This window comes from Pseudomonas gingeri, from assembly GCF_013385635.1.
In the GTDB taxonomy this organism is placed as follows: Bacteria; Pseudomonadota; Gammaproteobacteria; order Pseudomonadales; family Pseudomonadaceae; genus Aquipseudomonas; species Aquipseudomonas gingeri_A.
Genome location: NZ_JACAPR010000013.1, coordinates 490593 through 508134 on the forward strand (window position 1 = coordinate 490593; position 17542 = coordinate 508134).

Genomic DNA, 17542 nt, shown 5'->3' on the forward strand with positions numbered 1-17542 from the left:
GCACATTCAGGCGCCGCGACGCTCGGCTTCCAGGGACTTCCAAAGCTCGCGCATGGTCGGGTTGGCATTGGTCACCGAGCAATAGGAACGGATTTCCAGATCGGCGCTCCATGCGGGGCCGCCGGCCCGGACCAGGGTGCCCTTGTGCAGTTCGTCGAGCACCGCGCTCTCGGGCATCCAGGTGATGCCATAACCTTCCTGGGCCATCTTCATCAACAGCATGGCCATGTCGGCCTCATAGCAGCGGTTCAACTCGCAGGGGCTTTCGGCGTTCTTCAGGATCACCTCCACCACCCGCCCGAGGAAGGTCGTGGCGGTGTAGGCCAGATACGGCAGTGGCGCTTTCTTCTTGCCGGGCAAGGCATACAGCGGCGCCCCGTGCTTGTCCGGTGCCGATACCGGGATAAACGAGTCATGTCCCAGGGTCAGGCTGATGAACTTTTCCGGGTCGAGCAGGATCGGTGCCTGGGGATGGTGATAACCGATCATCAGGTCGCACCCGCCTTCTGCCAGGGCGATGACCGCATCATGGATATTGGCCGCCACCACCCGGGCACTGAAGCCGGCATTACCGCGCTGGAAACGCATCAGCCATTTGGGCAGGAAGGTCATCGACAGGCTGTGACCGGCGGTCACCTGGATCGAGCGCCCGGGCATGCGGTCGCCATGGCGCAGGGTCGAGCGCAGTTCCATCAGGTCAGCAAGGGTTTCCCGGCCCTGCTCGCAAAAGGTCCGGCCCGCCGCGGTCAGTTGCACCGGATAGGTGCCGCGATCCACCAGTTCCACCCCGACCCACTCCTCCAGGGAACGAATCCGCCGCGACAGCGCTGACTGGGTAATGCAGCGCACTTCGGCCGCACGGGAAAAGTTCTTCAGTTCGGCAACCGCGAGGATGTCGTCTATCCACTTGATCTGCATGGTGGCTCCCGACGATGGCTATTGGGCGATGATGAGGACGGGTAGTCGGAGACAGGCGCCAGTGTCGGGCAATCAGCGCCGGCAAACTATTCCGATTACGCATGAGTGTATGGCATTTACTCATCATCGAGCCCCGCGGTCGCTCATAGACTGGCGACATCGGCTCTTGCCCCACAACAAGAACAAGCAGCCGTTGCTTCGACTTACCCCTGCTGAAACCCCATCCAACGTGTCGCCACGTGATGAAAAAAACAACGATTTGTCCTTGAGGGTGTTCCTGTGAACAGCAAACGACTTCCAAAACAAATTGCCCTGGCGATTGCCCTCGGCATCCTGGTGGGCTGGGCCTGCCACCGCTACGCCGGCGACGCCAAGGCCGCCAGGGAACTGGCCGGGTATTTCAGCCTGGTGACCGACATCTTCCTGCGCATGATCAAGATGATCATCGCCCCACTGGTATTCGCCACCTTGGTGGGCGGCATTGCCAGCATGGGCAGCTCGCGCTCCGTGGGCCGGATTGGCCTGAAGGCGATGATCTGGTTTGTCAGCGCCTCGATGCTGTCCCTGCTGATCGGCATGCTGCTGGTGAATTTGTTCCAGCCGGGTGCGGGCCTCAATCTGCAGGTACAGGCCGTTGCCGCCGCGGTCCCGGTGAATGTCGGCGACTTCAGCCTCAAAACTTTTATCGGCCACGTGTTTCCCCGCAGCATCGCCGAAGCCATGGCCAACAACGAGATCCTGCAGATCGTGATTTTCTCGCTGTTCTTCGGCTTTGCCCTGTCCTTTCTCAAGAAGCAGGGCTGCAACGGCATCGGCAACCTGGTGGATGAACTGGCGAAAATCATGTTCCGCATCACCGACTACGTGATGTGCTTCGCGCCCATCGGCGTGTTCTGCGCCATCGCCGCCGCGATCACCACCGAGGGCCTTGGCCTGTTGCTGGACTACGGCAAGCTGATCGGTGAGTTCTATATCGGCATCCTGCTGCTGTGGGCGCTGCTGTTCGGCGCTGGCTACCTGTTCCTCGGCCGTTCGGTATGGCGCCTGGGCAAGCTGATCCGCGAGCCGGTATTGCTGGCGTTCTCCACCGCCAGCAGTGAGTCGGCCTATCCCAAGACCATCGAGGCCCTGGAGAAATTCGGCACGTCCAAGCGCGTCTCCAGCTTTGTGCTCCCCCTGGGTTACTCGTTCAACCTCGACGGTTCGATGATGTACCAGGCTTTCGCGATCATGTTTATCGCCCAGGCCTACAACATCGAGCTGAGCTTCACCCAGCAGGCACTGATCCTGTTGACCCTGATGGTCACCAGCAAAGGCATGGCCGGCGTTGCCCGGGCCTCGGTGGTGGTGGTCGCGGCCACCCTGCCGATGTTCAACCTGCCCGAGGCCGGCCTGCTGTTGATCATCGGCATCGATCAGTTTCTCGACATGGGCCGTACCGCAACCAATATCGTCGGCAACAGCATCGCCACCGCGGTGGTGGCGAAAATGGAAGACGGTACGCAAACCGTCGAACCCGCGCAAGCGCCAGCCGTCCCTGCCGGCGCCGCACAAACCGCGTCATCCCTGGCTTGAGTCTGGTCATGAAAGCAAAAACCCTTACCCCACCCGGCAAGACCTTCGGCATTGTCGGGGGCCTGGGCTCGCTGGCCGGCGGCGACCTGTTCTTCAAGCTGATCAGAAGCCGCTCGGTACTCGCCGACCAGGGTCGCTACCACTTCCTGTTCGAACAGCATCCGTTCAAGGACGTGCTGCTGCCGCTGGACCGCGACGCCAGCATGAGTTCGCGCAAGTTTTATGCGTTCCAGATGTGCCAGTCCCTGGAGAGTGGCGGTGCCGATGCCATTCTGTTGCCGTGCTTCGCCAGCCATACCTTTCGCGAGGAAATCCAGGCCGAGCTGAATATCCCGGTATTCGACCTGCTCGGCGCCTTGCGTCAACAGGTCGAGCGGACGCAGCCCCGGGGCAGCCGGCTGGGGGTGCTGACCTCGGATTATGTACGCCATGGCGGGCTGTTCGAACGCTACTTCGGTGCCGACCATGAACTGGTCTATCCCAGCGATGTGACCCAGGCCAGGGTGATGGACGCCATGTACGGTCTCGACGGGATCAAGGACGGTTGTTTCGACGGACCGCCCCTGGAACACCTGCACCAGGCCTGCCAGGGACTGCTGGAGCAGGACGTGACGCTGATCCTGCCGGGCATGACCGAGCTGTCGCTGGTCAGCCTCGATCTGCAACGCCGTGGCGTACCGTTGCTCGATGCCAACCAGCTCTACGCCGACTACGCGACCCGGGCCAGTGACCAGGCTCCACCGCCGCGTTTCAAGCTGGGGATCGTCGGCGGCGTCGGTCCGGCGGCGACGGTCGACTTCATGGCCAAGGTGATCCGCCACACACCGGCGGGCAAGGACCAGGACCATATCAAGATGGTGGTCGAACAGAATCCGCAGATTCCCGACCGCACCGCCAACCTGCTGCACCAGGCCACCGACCCGAGCATGGCGCTGTACGCCACCTGCAAACGCCTGGAACAGGAAGGCGCCCATGCCATCGCCATTCCCTGCAATACCGCCCACGCCTTTGTCGAGCGCATCCAGCCCTACCTGCGCACGCCGATCATCAATATGCTCAGCGAGACCGTCCGCCATATCGCCGATCGGCATGGCGCGGGGAAAATCGTCGGCTTGCTCGCCACTTCAGGCACCCTGCAGAGTCGTGTCTACCATGAGGTTGCGCAGCAGCTGGGACTGCGGCTGATCGAGCCCGAACCGGCGGTGCAGGCGCTGGTCATGGCGGCCATCTATGGCGAACGGGGCGTCAAGGCCGGGTACACCGACGGCCTTTGCCGCGAGCAGTTGCTCGAAGCCGCCGACCATTTGTGCCAGGCCGGGGCCTCGGTGTTGATCCTCGGCTGCACCGAGCTGCCACTGATCCTGCCCCATGCCGAGCGGTTTGCCCTGGACAGCGGCGTCGTCAGCCTGATCGACCCGACCACCCTGCTCGCCCGATGCTGCGTGCAACAGGCACTGGCCGCCGAGCCGGGATCGCCGCCGCCCCCCGGCGCCTGAGCCGTCAGCCGAGCTGGTCCTTCTCCAGCAACCAGTCGCGGGTGTCCTTGAGTATTTCATCGGCCATCCGCGGATCGTCACAGACCCGTGCCAGCACCATCGCACCGACCATCGTCGCCCAGTTGCCGGTGGCGGCACGGCGTTTTTCCCCGGCCGTGGCACCCGGCAGGCCTTTGCCCAGGCGGTCGATCTGCCGCCGGATGCTGGCACTCATCTGCGCCCGCGCCTCGGGGGCCTGGCGGCTGGTTTCCGAGGCCAGGCCGGCCATCGGGCAACCGCCGGCGCAGTCGTCGAGGTGTGCGCTACTCAGGTACTGCGTGATATACGCCGCCACGTCGGCACCCGCCGGCGGTGACGTGGAAAACACATGGGCCAGGGACTGGGCCACCAGATCGTCCTTCGAGGCGAAATACCCGTAGAAACCGCCATGGGTCAGCCCCGCGGCTTTCATCACCTCTGCCACTGTCACCGCTTCATAACCCTTGGCCCGAAACAGCCGGCTGGCGGCCTCGAGGATATTCACGCGGTTTTGCGCAACCTGCTCGCGACTGACTTTCATCCGAACCTCCGCTGATAGGCTTGACAGTATACATGACAGCGATCATATTTACTAAACATGACATACATCATGATTAACCCAACGCACCGAGGATTACTTGCCATGACCGTCAAACCTGCCGTTCTGATCACAGGCGCTTCCACCGGTATCGGCGCCGTGTATGCCGACCGTTTCGCCAAGCGCGGACACAATCTGGTCCTGGTTGCCCGGGACAAGGCCCGCATGGATGTCCTGGCCGAACGCCTGCGCGGCGAAACCGGCGTCACGGTGGACGTGTTGCAAGCCGACCTGACCGATGCCGGCGACCTGGCCCGGATCGAAGCACGGGTCAAGGACGATGCCAGCATCGGTATCCTGGTCAACAACGCCGGGATGAATGGCACCGGCACCTTTATCGAGCAGACGCCGGACGTGGTGAGCCAGATCATCAACCTCAACATCACCGCTCTCGCCCGCCTGACCAGCGCCATCACCCCACGCCTGGTCCAGGCCGGTGGCGGCTCGATCATCAACGTGGCCTCGGTGGTCGGCCTGGCCCCGGAAATCCAGTTGACGGTCTACGGCGCGACCAAGGCCTTCGTACTGTTCCTCAGCCAGGGGCTGAATATCGAACTGGGCGCCCAGGGCCTGTATGTGCAGGCGGTGCTGCCGTCGGCCACCCGTACCGAAATCTGGGAGCGTTCCGGCAAGCGGGTCGAGGATCTGTCAGCGGTGATGGAGGTCGACGACCTGGTGGATGCGGCGCTGGTGGGCTTCGATCGCCGTGAAACCGTGACCATTCCACCACTGCCGGATGAAGGCCAGTGGCAAGCCCTGGAAGCGGCACGCCTGGCGATGCTGCCGAACTACATGCAAGTGCTGCCGGCGGCGCGTTATCGCAACTGATTCAAGACCCGCCGATCGTTCCCTCGCGCAGCAAAGGCATGCAGCCCGTGACGCTCTGCGTCACAACAGCGGACGCAGAGCGTCCAGAGAGGCATTCCCACGCTGGAGCGTGGGAACGATCATCAATGTACGGCAACTCGGCGTGCCCAGGGCGTCCAGCCCTGCTGCATGCCCGCCGCCGCCAGCAGGATCGCGATCACCCCGAGCCACTGCAACAGCTCCAGGCGGTGGCCGAAGGCGAACCAGTCGACAAAGATCGCCGCAATCGGATAGATGAACGACAACGCTCCGGTCAGGGCCGTCGGCAATTTCTGGATCGCCCCATACAGCAGCACATACATCACGCCGGTGTGGACGATGCCCAGGGTCAGCAGGCTGCCCCAGGCACTGGCCTGCGCCGGCAGTCCTGACACATTCGCCCACGGCGCCAGCAACAGCACCCCGGTGCAAACCTGGATCAGCGCGATCAGGTGCGGTGGCGTCCCGACCAGGCGCTTGATGATCAGCGCGGCAAAGGCATACAGCAGCGCCGCACCCAGCGCCAGACCAATCCCCAGCAGGTAATCGCCGCCACTTTCCCCCTGTTGCCCATGAGCACTGACAATCGCCAGCATCCCGGCAAAGGCCAGGGTCAACCAGAACAGCTTCTGCGCAGTGATCTTCTCGCCGAGAAACAAGGCGGCCAGGCCCACCAGCATGAAGGGTTGGACGTTGTAGACCGCCGTACCGATGGCAATCGACGCCCGCGAATAGGAGGCGAACAACAGCACCCAGTTACCGACGATCGCCACTCCGCTGAGCACCGCCAGCAGGAAAGTGGTACGGGTCAGGATCCCCGGACGCAGGAAGCCCATGACCGCGCAGATCACCAGCAAGGTCAGCGCGCCGAGCAGGCAACGCCAGAACACCACGTCCAGTACCGGCTGGCCGGACACCAGCACGAACCAGCCGATGGTCCCCGAGATCAACATGGCCGCGACCATTTCCAGCGACCCGCGATGCAGTGATTGATGCATGATCAGACTCCTTGGCAGATGAGCAAAGTATGCCAAGCGGGCCTGGCGCTTCTCCAGCGCCTATGACAGGCTGAATGTCGACCTTGCCTTTTTTATCAAGGCAAAATCTTCCTATCACCTTACGAGGCCGTCATGACTGACGCGATTGACCAACTCTTGCTCGCGGCGCTGATGGAAGACTCGCGACGTTCCCTCAAGGCCCTGGCGCAGATCAGCGGGCTGTCTTCACCCAGCGTGGCCGAACGCCTGCGCCGTCTGGAAGAGCGCGGGGTGATCAAGGGCTACACCGTCGAAGTCGAACCCAGGTCCTTCGGTTATCTGTTGCAGGCCATCGTGCGTATCCGCCCGCTGCCGGGCCAGTTGCAGGTGGTGGAACGGCAGATCCAGGCCATCCCGGAGTTCACCGAGTGCGACAAGGTCACCGGCGACGACTGCTTTATCGCCCGCCTGCATGTGCGCGACATGGAGCAGCTGGATACCCTGCTCGACCGTCTCAACAGCCATGCCGAGACCAACACGGCCATCGTCAAGAAAAGCCCGATCAAGCGTCGCCTGCCGCCGATGACCTGAGCCGTCACTGCCCCTTGTTTGATCGTTCCCACGCTACAGCGTGGGAACGCAGCCCGTGACGCTCCGCGTCACAACAGCGGACGCAGAGCGTCCAGAGAGGCATTCCCACGCGGAGCGTGGGAACGATCTAATGATCTACGCTCCAGCGTGGGAACGATCTGCCACCATCGCCGGCAAGCTGGCTCCTACAAGGCTTTCGGCGGGGAATGACGTGGCGAAGGCCAGGGGCTGGGTTATCATTCACCCATTCCCCTTCACTCGCCTCCGGACACCGCTCCCCATGACTTCGCTCTCCTCCACCGCCCCTGCCCGGGGTTGGTCGCTCTGGTGGAAACCGCTGCTGTTTCTCGCCATTGCCGCCATCGGCCTGTACTACGTCAAGTGGTCGCCCTACTACGCCAAGGCCTTTGTCGCCGCCGACAGCCACAGCATCGGCGCTTCGATCATCAACGACAATCCGGCTTCGCCGGTCGCGGCCGCGCTGGCCTATGCCCAGGTGTATTTCCTGGCGATCTGGAAGGCCGCGGTGCTGGCGGTGATTCTCGGTTCGTTGCTGCAAGTGCTGATTCCCCGGGACTGGCTGCTGCGCCTGTTCGGGCGCGCCGGCTTCGGCTCGACCCTGCGCGGCGGGCTGTTCGCCCTGCCCGGCATGATGTGCTCATGCTGTGCGGCTCCGGTGGCCGCGGGGATGCGCCGACAGAATGTCTCGGTCGGCGCGGCACTGGCGTTCTGGATCGCCAACCCGGTGCTCAACCCGGCCACGCTGGTGTTCATGGGTTTTGTGCTGGGCTGGGGCTTCAGTGCGATCCGCCTGGTGGCCGGCCTGGTGCTGGTGCTCGGGGTGTCGCTGATCGCCCAGCGCATTTCGCGACCTGAAACCCTGCCCGAACCCGCCGTGGAAGCGGTAGTGGAAGCCAGCAACGCGGACACCCAGGGCTTCTTCGCCCGCTGGGGCAAGACCCTCTGGCAACTGTTCTGGAGCACCATTCCGATCTATATCCTCGCGGTCCTGCTGCTGGGCGCGGCGCGGGTCTGGCTGTTTCCCCATGTCGACGGTGCGATGGGCAACAGCTTGCTGTGGCTGGTGCCGCTGGCGATCATCGGCACTTTGTTCGTGATTCCGACGGCGGCGGAAATCCCCATTGTGCAGACCATGATGACCCTCGGCCTGGGCACCGCCCCGGCCGTCGCGCTGCTGATGACCCTGCCGAGCATCAGCCTGCCGTCGCTGCTGATGCTGCGCAAGGATTTCGATGCCCGGGTGCTGATCACCGTGGCCGTGCTGACCATGCTGGTGGGGATCGTCAGCGGCCTGGTGGCGGTGGTGATTCTCTAGACCCACCGAGGCCCCGTGTGGGAGCGGTGCCTGCCCGCGAAGCTTCTGGCGGCCTCCAGGCCCTCTTCGCGGGCAAGCCCGCTCCCACAGGGGGCATCACCTTCGGATTCTCAGGTGGGCCGACGGGCCCTGAGGTACTCCAGCACCGCCGCCTGCTCGCCGGCAAACTCGATCCGCGCGCCCTTGCTTTCCCGCTGGAACGCATACATCGGATCGTAGTATTCGTTGAGCAGGCCCTGGATCCAGGCGCGGTGCAGGTCGACACTGCCACTGCGTTCCTGCTCCGCCAGGGCATCGGCCATCAACCCGCGCATGCGCTGATGACGCTCGCCACCCAGGCGCTTGTGGATATTGTCCAGGCTCGCCAGCAACCGCTCGGCGAACAGCTTGTAACCCTGCTCCCCATGTACCTCGACAAACTCCGCGCAGAGCTGCACCACATAGTCGCGCAGGATCCGCTCGACCCGGCTGTCCAGGCTATCTTCGAGCCAGACCATGGAGAAGCGCTGCATGCCCTGGTACAGCGCCAGCGGCAAGGCACACCGCCCGACCATGCGACTCTCGTCTTCCAGCACGAACTGTTCGATACCGCGGGCGCGCTTCTTCAGCAGGTCCACGGCCAGGCGATTTTCGAAGTCGATATTGGACGGTTGCCCCGTGGCACGCTTGCCGAAACTGGAGCCGCGATGATTGGCGTGCCCTTCCAGGTCGAGGCTGTTGTCCAGTTGGACGATCACGTCGGTCTTGCCGGTGCCGGTCATGCCGCCCAGCAGCACGAAGTCGGCCTGCGCCACTGTCTGCTCGATACTCTGCAGCAGGAAGGTACGCATGGCCTTGTAGCCGCCCGTCACCCGTGGGTAGTCGATCCCGGCATCCTTGAGCCATTGCTGGACGATCTGCGAACGCAGGCCGCCACGGAAGCAATACAGCACGCCATCGGGATGGGCCCGGGTGAAATCGGCCCAGACCTGCAGCCGGGCCGCCTTGACATCGCCGGACACCAGTTGGTGACCCAGGACAATGGCCGCCTGCTGCCCGTGCTGCTTGTAGCAGGTGCCGACCCGCTGGCGCTCCAGGTCGGTCATCAATGGCAGGTTGATCACGCCGGGAAAAGAACCCTTGGCGAACTCGACCGGTGCCCGGGTATCCATCATCGGTACATCGTTGAGAAACAGTTCGCGGTAGTCGGTGATATCGCCGGGCATCAGAGCACCTCTACCGCGTGGCTCTGTCGCTCCACCAACTGGCCGATGGGCTCCAGGGCCAGGCCCAGTTCGGCGGCGACGGCAAGAAACTCCGCCTGGCCTTCGGCCGTGACCGCCACCAGCAGGCCGCCGCTGGTCTGCGGATCGCACAGCACGCGCTTGTGCAGCTCGCGCAGGGGGCCGACCTTGCTCGCATAGCTGTCGAAATTGCGCAGCGTGCCGCCCGGAACGCAGCCCTGGTCCAGGTAGTACTCCACCGCCGGCAGGCGCGGCACCTGCTCATAGACGATGCGTGCGGTGAGGCCGCTGCCGTCGGCCATCTCCACCAGATGCCCCAACAGGCCGAAACCGGTGACATCGGTCATCGCGGTCACGCCCGCCAGCTTGCCGAAGCGGCTGCCGGGCTTGTTCAGGGTGCACATCCAGTCGCGGGCCACGCCGACGTCTTCGTTGCGCAGCTTGCCTTTCTTTTCCGCGGTGGTCAGCACGCCGATGCCCAGGGGCTTGGTCAGGTACAGGGTGCAGCCGGCGGTGGCGGTGTCGTTGCGCTTCATGTGGCGCTTGTCCACCAATCCGGTAACGGCCAGGCCGAAGATCGGCTCGGGGGCATCGATCGAGTGCCCGCCGGCCAACGGAATACCGGCGGCATCACACACGGCGCGGCCGCCACGGATCACTTCACGGGCGATTTCCGGCGCCAAGACGTTCACCGGCCAGCCGAGAATCGCGATGGCCATCAGCGGGTCGCCACCCATGGCGTAGATGTCGCTGATGGCATTGGTCGCGGCAATCCGGCCGAAATCGAACGGATCGTCGACGATCGGCATGAAAAAATCGGTGGTCGAGACGACGCCGCGTTCTTCGTCAATGGCATACACCGCCGCGTCGTCGCGCGAAGCGTTGCCGACCCAGAGCTTCGGGTCCAGGTTCTGCGCGCCACTGCCGGCGAGGATCACTTCCAGCACCTGGGGCGAAATCTTGCAACCACAGCCTGCGCCGTGGCTGTACTGGGTCAGGCGAATCGGTTCGCTCATCGGTACACCTCGCAATCTCAAATTCACCGAGTCTAACAGAGCCGCCGTCGCTCAGCCCGTCCCCCCCATGGCCCAATCGTGAGCATGTCGGGCCCGATCGGCGTCCACGGACGCCGATCCGAAGTTCAACATCGAGCTGCGCTACCGCTGAACGGCACAAGCGGCGAGCCTCTGCTCACCCCGGCGCCCCGCATCGACCTCTAACAACATGGGAACCCACCTACTATGACCAAGGCAAAACTGAGCCTCGCCTGGCAGATCGTCATCGGTCTGATCCTGGGCATCGCCGTTGGCGCGCTACTCAATCACTCCGGCGCGGATAAAGCCTGGTGGATCGGCACGATCCTGCAACCGGCGGGCGACCTGTTTATCCGCCTGATCAAGATGATCGTCATCCCGATCGTCATTTCCTCGCTGATCGTCGGCATCGCCGGGGTCGGCGACGGCAAGAAGCTCGGGCGTATCGGTTTCAAGACCATGGTCTATTTCGAGGTCATCACCACCCTGGCGATCATTGTCGGGCTGGTCCTGGCCAATCTGTTCCAGCCGGGTCATGGCATCGACATGAGCCTGCTGGGCACCACCGATATCTCGCAGTACGAGAAAACCACCAGTGAAGTCCAGGCCAACCACGCCTTTATCACCACCCTGTTGAACCTGGTGCCGTCCAATGTCTTCGCGGCCATCGTGCGCGGCGACATGCTACCGATCATTTTTTTCTCGGTGATGTTCGGCCTGGGCCTGTCGAGTCTCAAGGACGAGTTGCGCCTGCCCCTGGTGAATGTGCTGGAAGGGGTTTCCCAGAGTATGTTCAAGGTCACGCACATGATCATGCGTTATGCCCCTCTGGGGGTCTTCGCGCTGATTTCGGTGACCGTCGCCAACTTCGGCTTCGCCTCGCTGTGGCCGCTGGCGCGCCTGGTCAGCCTGGTCTATGCCGCCATCGCCTTTTTCGGCGTGGTGGTGTTCGGGCTGGTGGCCCGGGCCTGCGGTTTCTCGGTGTTCAAGCTGATGCGGATTCTCAAGGCAGAGATGATCCTCGGCTACTCCACGGCCAGTTCGGAAACCGTGTTGCCACGGATCATCGAGAAGATGGAAGCCTATGGCGCGCCGCGGGCCATCAGCCGCTTCGTGGTGCCGACCGGCTACTCGTTCAACCTCGACGGCTCGACCCTGTACCAGAGCATCGCGGCGGTCTTTATCGCGCAGTTGTACGGTATCGACTTGTCCCTGGGGCAACAGGTCACCCTGGTGCTGACGCTGATGGTCACGTCCAAGGGGATTGCCGGTGTCCCGGGGGTGTCGTTCGTGGTGCTGCTGGCAACCCTGGGCAGCGTCGGGATTCCGCTGGAAGGGCTGGCCTTTATCGCCGGGGTCGACCGGATCATGGACATGGCCCGCACCGCCCTGAACATCGTCGGCAATGCCCTGGCGGTGCTGGTCGTGGCCCGCTGGGAAGGGATGTACGACGATACCGTCGGCGAGCGCTACTGGAAATCGCTGTCGGCGCCGCAACCGGGCGATGATCGGGCGTTTGTTCCGGCGCGTTAATCGATAGACTGGGGTCGCCTGCGGTTTTCTGTCAACCGTGATGGCCTCTTCGCGGGCAAGCCCGGCTCCTACCGTTTTTGTGTCGTACGCAACTTATGTGTTCGACGCAGTACTGTAGGAGTCGGGCTTGCCCGCGCAGAACGATAACGCGGTAACCCTGTATGAACGCCAGGAGTCAGCCCATGGCCCATTTATCGCCCAAGCTCAGCGGCATGTCGCCCGATGTGTTCCGTTTCGAGATCAGCGAAAGCACCGGTTATGCCCAGGACTGGCACGCCCACGACTGTCATATGCTGCTGTTGCCACGCCAGGGCGGGCTGTTCCTGGCGACCGAAAACATGAGCAATGCGGTGCACGTCTCGCGCCAGGCGTTTTCCCTGGTGCCGGCGGACTTCGCCCATTCGACCCAGGCCGCCCCCGGTCGGGAAAAACACATCACGCTGTATATCGATTCGAACTACATCGCGCACCATGGGCAACTCGCCGGCTACGACCGCTTCGCCACCCAGGCCACTCGCTCCGGGATCTGGCAAGGCAGCGAAGCACTGGACAGCATCCTGCTCCTGCACGACCAGCTCGCCCAGGCTTCGTCCGCCGAAGCCTTCGGCCGCCAACTGCCGCACCTCAATCACCTGCTGTTCGAGGAGTGCGCGCGGCTGATCGCGCGCCAGCAACCGACGCTGCAAAACGCCGACGGCCACCGCAACGCCCTGCTGGTGCGCGATATCCAGATGTACGTGCGCGATCACCTGCAGGACAATCTCGACGTCGACACCCTCGGCTATCAGTTCCACCTGTCGCGCCGCCACCTGACCCGGCTGTTCAAGACCTTTGCCGAGGAAACCCTGGTGGACTTCACCAACCGTACGCGGGTGGAGACGGCCGCCCGGCTGATTTCCAGTACCTCGCTGTCGATCCTGGAAGTCAGTCTGGCGGTGGGTATCGATTCGCCCTCCTACCTGGCCCGGCTGTTCAAGCGTTATCTGGGATTGGTGCCCAGCGACCTGCGCAAATCTCATTAGCCCATGGCCCAAATGTCCGCATCATCGACCCGATCGACCTAGAGCCGTCCCGGCGCTATCGCCACAATCGACCTCGTCTCCCGTATTTCGAGGTCTGGTATGAGTGATGTACAGGTTGTAGAAGTGTTCAAGTCCAAGCGCGGCGGCGGCAACCCGGCGCCCATCGTCGTCGATGCCGAGGGCCTGGCAGCCGAGCAGATGACCGCTATCGCCCGCGCCTACGGTCATGAAAGCGGTTTTGCATTCCCCCCCGAACAACCCGCCGCCAACGACTACCGCTTCCGCTTTTTCGTCCCGCTGCACGAAATGAACATGTGCGGCCACGCCACCATCGGCACGGTCTGGCTGTTGCACAAGCTCGGCAAGCTGGACCGCAACCGGCTGTCCATCGAGACCCTCAGCGGCACCGTGACCGCCCATGTCCAGGGTGACGGGCTCGAAGATCCGTTTATCGAGATTTCCCAGCCACTGGGCACCGTGGAGCCGCTGAAGCGTCCCGAACTGCGCGAGCAGATCATTGCCGCGATCGGCCTGCAGCCTGAGGATATCCTCGACCTGCCGTTCCTCAACGCCGCCACCAGCCGCGTCAAGACCCTGATCCCGGTCAAAAGCCCCGAACGGCTGGACGCCGCCCGACCGGACTCACCGCGGATCGAAGCCTTGTGCGAGCTGCTGGACTCCACCGGTTTCTACCTGTTCTGCCCACACCCCGGCGTAGAGCGCCAATTCGACAGCCGCCAGTTTCCCAAGGCCTCGGGTTATCCCGAAGACGCCGCCACCGGCATCGCCGCGACGGCCCTGGCTTTCGGCCTGCTGGAGTACGGCATGATCGAGGCCGACGAAGCGCCGATCCTGGTGCATCAGGGCCGCGCCATGGGGCGTCCTTCGGATATCCACGTCCGTTTCGACCTGGGTCATGGTGGTACTGCACTGGCCGGCTGCTTTGTCGGCGGCTATAGCGCCTTTGCCAGCGAGCAGCATCCGGCGGGAGAAGCCCATGGCGCTTGATGCGAACGTCCAGTGGCTGCCGTTCAGCGAAATCCTGCCGCCGTTCAAGGCTCGGCTGGAGACGCTCTACCCCGATCCGCCGCAGCGCTTCGTGGTGCCCCGGTATTTCCAGTTGGGTCTGCGCGACGGTAATCTGTTGTGGGTGTCCGGCCAGGTGCCGCGCTATAACGAGGACATCCGCCATACCGGGATCGTCGGCCAGGAGCTGTCGATCGAACAGGCACAAGAGGCCGCGCGCCTGTGCGTGGCGAACTTCCTGTCGATTGTCGCGGCGGCCTGTGACGGTGATCTCGAACGTGTCGCCCAGGTGGTGCGCATCACCGGTTACGTGCGGGCCCAGCCCGGGTTCGGTGCCCAGTCCGAGGTGATCAATGCCGCCTCCGAAGTGCTGACCCAGGTGTTCGGCGAGCGCGGCCGGCATGCCCGCTCGGCCATCGGTGTGCACTCCCTGCCAGGTGGCGCGGCAGTCGAGATAGAGGGGGTGGTGCGCCTGCTTGACTGACCAGCAGTCCCGGGCGTTTTCCTTTACTATCCGAGAACGCGGACATTCGGCCAGGTCGGTGCCGCGTATCTCGGTCAGTAAAAGAGCAGGCAAGGCCATGGGCAAGCAAACGCCGATTGTCGACTGGGTGCAGCGCGCACCGCAGTCCAGCCAGATGGAACGCTTCGAAGCATTCTTCTCCGGCCACGGCTTCACACTCCACCGTCACGACACCTACGCCATCGGGCGTACCCTGAGCGGGGTACAGAGTTTCAAATACCGCGGCAGCCAGCGTCACAGCCTGCCCGGCGGCACCATGGTGCTGCATCCGGACGAGGTCCACGACGGCGAGGCCGGGACCCGCGACGGCTTCAAATATCGCATGATCTACCTGCAACCGTCGTTGATCCAGTCGGCCCTCGGCGGCCAGCCCCTGCCCTTCGTGCCCGGCGGACTGAGTGCCGACCCACGCCTGCGGGTCGCCACCGAAGCCTTGCTGCAGAGCATGGACAACGCCCTCGATCCGTTGGAAGAACAGGATGCGATCTTCGACCTGGCGCAAGCGCTGAATGCGGTCTGCGGTGCGCCGAGCAAACGCCGCAGCTTCGACTACCTGGCGGCGGAGCGGGCCCGGGAGTTCATTCATGGCTCACTGGACCGCACCGTGACCCTCGATGAACTGGCCGAACACAGCGGCCGCGATCGCTGGAACCTGTGCCGCGACTTCCGCCTGCTGTTCGGCACCAGCCCCTATCGCTACCTGAGCATGCGCCGGCTGGACCTGGTCCGTTCGCTGCTGGTGCAGGGCCACTCGCTGAGCGAGGCCGCGCTGATGGCCGGGTTCACCGACCAGAGCCACATGACCCGCCAGTTCCGTACCACCTTCGGCCTGGCCCCGGGACACTGGCAGAAAATGCAGCGACTGGCCGGCAACCCACGCCGCTGAGGCGTTGCACGATCGTACAAGAATCCCCGGGTGGACGGCGCTAGGCTGGCGGTTCGTGATTTCCCCGGAGGCCGGTCCCATGAATACCCCGCAGACATTCTTACCCGTCAACTTCGCCGAGAAGTTCAGCCTGTTCGACGAACAATGGCAGGCCAAGGTCGTGGCCGAAATGAACGACTATCAGTTCAAGGTGGCAAAGATCGAAGGCGATTTCATCTGGCATATCCATGCCGACACCGATGAAACCTTTATCGTCCTCGAAGGCTCGTTGCGCATCGACTTCCGTGATCGCCAGGTCATGCTCGGGCAGGGAGAAATGCTGGTGGTGCCCAAGGGGGTCGAGCACAAGCCCTATGCGGAAAAGGAAGTGAAACTGCTGCTGGTGGAGCCCCGTGGGGTGCTGAACACCGGCACCGAGGTGGGCGAACGCACGGCGGCCAATGACGTGTGGATATGAGGCGCCGGGACTGACACCTCGAATCACCTGTAGGCCCTGGCCTGCGCAATAGGCGCAGGTCGGGGCCTACAGACCGGAATCAGACCGGAATCAGGCCTGGATCAGGTTGGCGATTGCCACGTCCGGGCTGACATCCGCATCGTAGTCCACGCCTTCGACACCAAAACCGAACAGACGCAGGAACTCGGCCTTGTAGCCGGCGAAGTCGGTCAGTTCATTGAGGTTTTCGGTGGTCACCTGGTCCCACAGCTTGCCGACCAGATCCTGCACTTCAGGCGCCAGTTCCTTATAGTCGGCACGCAGGCGGCCGTCTTCGTCGAGAATCGGCGTCGGCGAGTACAGGCTGTCCTTGTACAGGCCGTAGACCTGCTCGATGCAACCTTCATGGACACCCTGCTCCTTCATCACCTTGAACAGCAGCGACAGGTACAGCGGCATGATCGGGATCGCCGAGCTGGCCTGGGTCACCACGGCCTTGAGTACCGATACGCGGGCGTCGCCGCCCTTGGCCGCCAGACGCTCACGAATCTTCAGGACCTTCTGGTCCAGGTCCTTCTTGGCCGCGCCAATGGAACCGTTCCAGTAGATGTCGTGGGTCAGCTTTTCGCCCAGGTAGGTGAAAGCGGTGGTTTTCGCGCCATCAGCCAGCACGCCGGCTTCATCCAGGGCGTCGATCCACAGCTGCCAGTCTTCGCCACCCATGACCTTGACGGTGCCGTCGATTTCTTCCTGGGTCGCTTCCGGCAAGGTGGTCACATTGACCTCTTCCTTGTCGGTGTTCAGGCCACGCTGGGTGATCGACTTGCCGATCGGCTTGAGTGTCGAGCTGTAGACTTCGCCGGTCTTCGGGTCGGTACGGCGTGGTGCCGCCAGGCTGTAGACCACCAGGTCGATCTTGCCCAGGTCGCGCTTGATGGTTTCGATGGTCAGGCGCTTGACCTCGTCGGAGAAGGCATCGCCGTTGATGCTCTTGGCGTACAGGCCTTCGGCGTCGGCGAACTTGTGGAATGCCGCGCTGTTGTACCAGCCGGCGGTGCCGAGCTTGCCTTCGTCGCCTTCACGCTCGAAGAACACCCCGAGGGTCTTGGCACCGCAACCGAATGCGGCGGTAATCCGTGCGGCCAGGCCATAGCCGGTTGAGGCGCCGAGCACCAGGACGTTCTTCGGTCCATCATTGACCGGGCCTTGCTGGGTGACGTAGTCAATCTGTTGCTTGACGTTGGCTTCACAGCCCACCGGATGGGTGGTCACACAGATAAAGCCACGAACGCGTGGTTTGATGATCATAAGGTCCCCTTTTCTCTTAGGCCGATATCGACACTGACGATTGCAGCGTCGCGGATTCTAGTCATAGACGTTCAAAAAGCCGATGCGTCACTGCTTTTACAACACAGGCCCGCGCGGGGAAAGCAAAATCCCTTGCCTTGCATCGCCTGGATCTTGATTCCGTGCCGTGTGCGCAACATTCTAGCGCCCATCTCCG

The 17542-nt window shown here is 63.2% G+C and carries 17 protein-coding genes; 11 read left to right on the forward strand and 6 right to left on the reverse strand.

The window, feature by feature from the left end:
• Window positions 1-6 precede the first annotated feature (6 nt).
• Window positions 7-918, reverse strand: a complete 912-nt coding sequence (locus HX851_RS43195; RefSeq protein WP_177061561.1) for a LysR substrate-binding domain-containing protein — start codon at window positions 916-918, stop codon at window positions 7-9.
• 279 nt (window positions 919-1197) lie between these two features.
• On the opposite strand from HX851_RS43195, the gene HX851_RS43200 reads away from it, so the two are divergent.
• Together HX851_RS43200 and cuyB are read left to right on the forward strand one after the other, a co-directional pair.
• Window positions 1198-2493, forward strand: a complete 1296-nt coding sequence (locus tag HX851_RS43200; protein WP_177064075.1) for a dicarboxylate/amino acid:cation symporter — start codon at window positions 1198-1200, stop codon at window positions 2491-2493.
• An 8-nt stretch (window positions 2494-2501) separates the two neighbouring features.
• On the forward strand, window positions 2502-3989 hold the full coding sequence (cuyB, locus tag HX851_RS43205; RefSeq protein WP_177064076.1) for a cysteate racemase: 1488 nt from the start codon (window positions 2502-2504) through the stop codon (window positions 3987-3989).
• 4 nt (window positions 3990-3993) lie between these two features.
• Here cuyB and HX851_RS43210 read toward each other — a convergent pair whose 3' ends face one another.
• Window positions 3994-4548, reverse strand: a complete 555-nt coding sequence (locus HX851_RS43210) for a TetR/AcrR family transcriptional regulator (protein ID WP_177061555.1) — start codon at window positions 4546-4548, stop codon at window positions 3994-3996.
• 102 nt (window positions 4549-4650) lie between these two features.
• On the opposite strand from HX851_RS43210, the gene HX851_RS43215 reads away from it, so the two are divergent.
• On the forward strand, window positions 4651-5433 hold the full coding sequence (locus HX851_RS43215; RefSeq protein WP_177061553.1) for an SDR family NAD(P)-dependent oxidoreductase: 783 nt from the start codon (window positions 4651-4653) through the stop codon (window positions 5431-5433).
• Between the two features lie 122 nt (window positions 5434-5555).
• Here HX851_RS43215 and HX851_RS43220 read toward each other — a convergent pair whose 3' ends face one another.
• Window positions 5556-6449: a DMT family transporter gene (locus HX851_RS43220; RefSeq protein WP_177064077.1), complete on the reverse strand. Its 894-nt coding sequence runs from the start codon at window positions 6447-6449 to the stop codon at window positions 5556-5558.
• Between the two features lie 132 nt (window positions 6450-6581).
• On the opposite strand from HX851_RS43220, the gene HX851_RS43225 reads away from it, so the two are divergent.
• Window positions 6582-7019: an Lrp/AsnC family transcriptional regulator gene (locus HX851_RS43225; protein ID WP_177061549.1), complete on the forward strand. Its 438-nt coding sequence runs from the start codon at window positions 6582-6584 to the stop codon at window positions 7017-7019.
• Between the two features lie 280 nt (window positions 7020-7299).
• Window positions 7300-8355, forward strand: coding sequence for a permease (locus tag HX851_RS43230; RefSeq protein WP_177061547.1), 1056 nt, complete (start codon window positions 7300-7302; stop codon window positions 8353-8355).
• A gap of 110 nt (window positions 8356-8465) precedes the next feature.
• Here the strand turns inward: HX851_RS43230 and mnmH are convergent, their stop codons facing one another.
• Both mnmH and selD read right to left on the reverse strand, forming a co-directional pair.
• On the reverse strand, window positions 8466-9560 hold the full coding sequence (gene mnmH, locus HX851_RS43235; RefSeq protein ID WP_177064078.1) for a tRNA 2-selenouridine(34) synthase MnmH: 1095 nt from the start codon (window positions 9558-9560) through the stop codon (window positions 8466-8468).
• Complete coding sequence (gene selD / locus HX851_RS43240; RefSeq protein ID WP_177061542.1) at window positions 9560-10594, reverse strand: selenide, water dikinase SelD; 1035 nt, start codon at window positions 10592-10594, stop codon at window positions 9560-9562. Before selD ends, mnmH begins: the two co-directional genes overlap by 1 nt.
• Window positions 10595-10819: 225 nt before the next feature.
• Between selD and gltP the strand changes: the two genes are divergently transcribed.
• The 6 genes from gltP to HX851_RS43270 all read left to right on the forward strand — a co-directional run bounded on the left by gltP (window position 10820) and on the right by HX851_RS43270 (window position 16059).
• Window positions 10820-12145 carry a glutamate/aspartate:proton symporter GltP gene (gene gltP / locus HX851_RS43245; protein WP_177061540.1) on the forward strand — a complete coding sequence of 442 codons (1326 nt, stop codon included), beginning with the start codon at window positions 10820-10822 and terminating at the stop codon, window positions 12143-12145.
• Window positions 12146-12327: 182 nt separating this feature from the next.
• A complete protein-coding gene (locus HX851_RS43250; protein ID WP_177064079.1) occupies window positions 12328-13167 on the forward strand; it encodes a helix-turn-helix domain-containing protein in 840 nt (279 codons plus the stop codon).
• Window positions 13168-13266: 99 nt separating this feature from the next.
• Window positions 13267-14175, forward strand: a complete 909-nt coding sequence (locus tag HX851_RS43255; RefSeq protein ID WP_177061536.1) for a PhzF family phenazine biosynthesis protein — start codon at window positions 13267-13269, stop codon at window positions 14173-14175.
• Complete coding sequence (locus HX851_RS43260; RefSeq protein WP_177061534.1) at window positions 14165-14677, forward strand: RidA family protein; 513 nt, start codon at window positions 14165-14167, stop codon at window positions 14675-14677. The genes HX851_RS43255 and HX851_RS43260 overlap by 11 nt, the downstream gene beginning before the upstream one ends.
• Before the next feature lie 97 nt (window positions 14678-14774).
• Window positions 14775-15602 carry an AraC family transcriptional regulator gene (locus HX851_RS43265; protein WP_177064080.1) on the forward strand — a complete coding sequence of 276 codons (828 nt, stop codon included), beginning with the start codon at window positions 14775-14777 and terminating at the stop codon, window positions 15600-15602.
• A 79-nt stretch (window positions 15603-15681) separates the two neighbouring features.
• Entirely contained in the window at window positions 15682-16059 is a 378-nt protein-coding gene (locus HX851_RS43270) for a cupin domain-containing protein (RefSeq protein ID WP_177064081.1), read from the forward strand.
• Window positions 16060-16149: 90 nt separating this feature from the next.
• Here HX851_RS43270 and fabV read toward each other — a convergent pair whose 3' ends face one another.
• Window positions 16150-17346: an enoyl-ACP reductase FabV gene (gene fabV, locus HX851_RS43275; RefSeq protein ID WP_177064082.1), complete on the reverse strand. Its 1197-nt coding sequence runs from the start codon at window positions 17344-17346 to the stop codon at window positions 16150-16152.
• Between the last annotated feature and the right edge of the window lie 196 nt (window positions 17347-17542).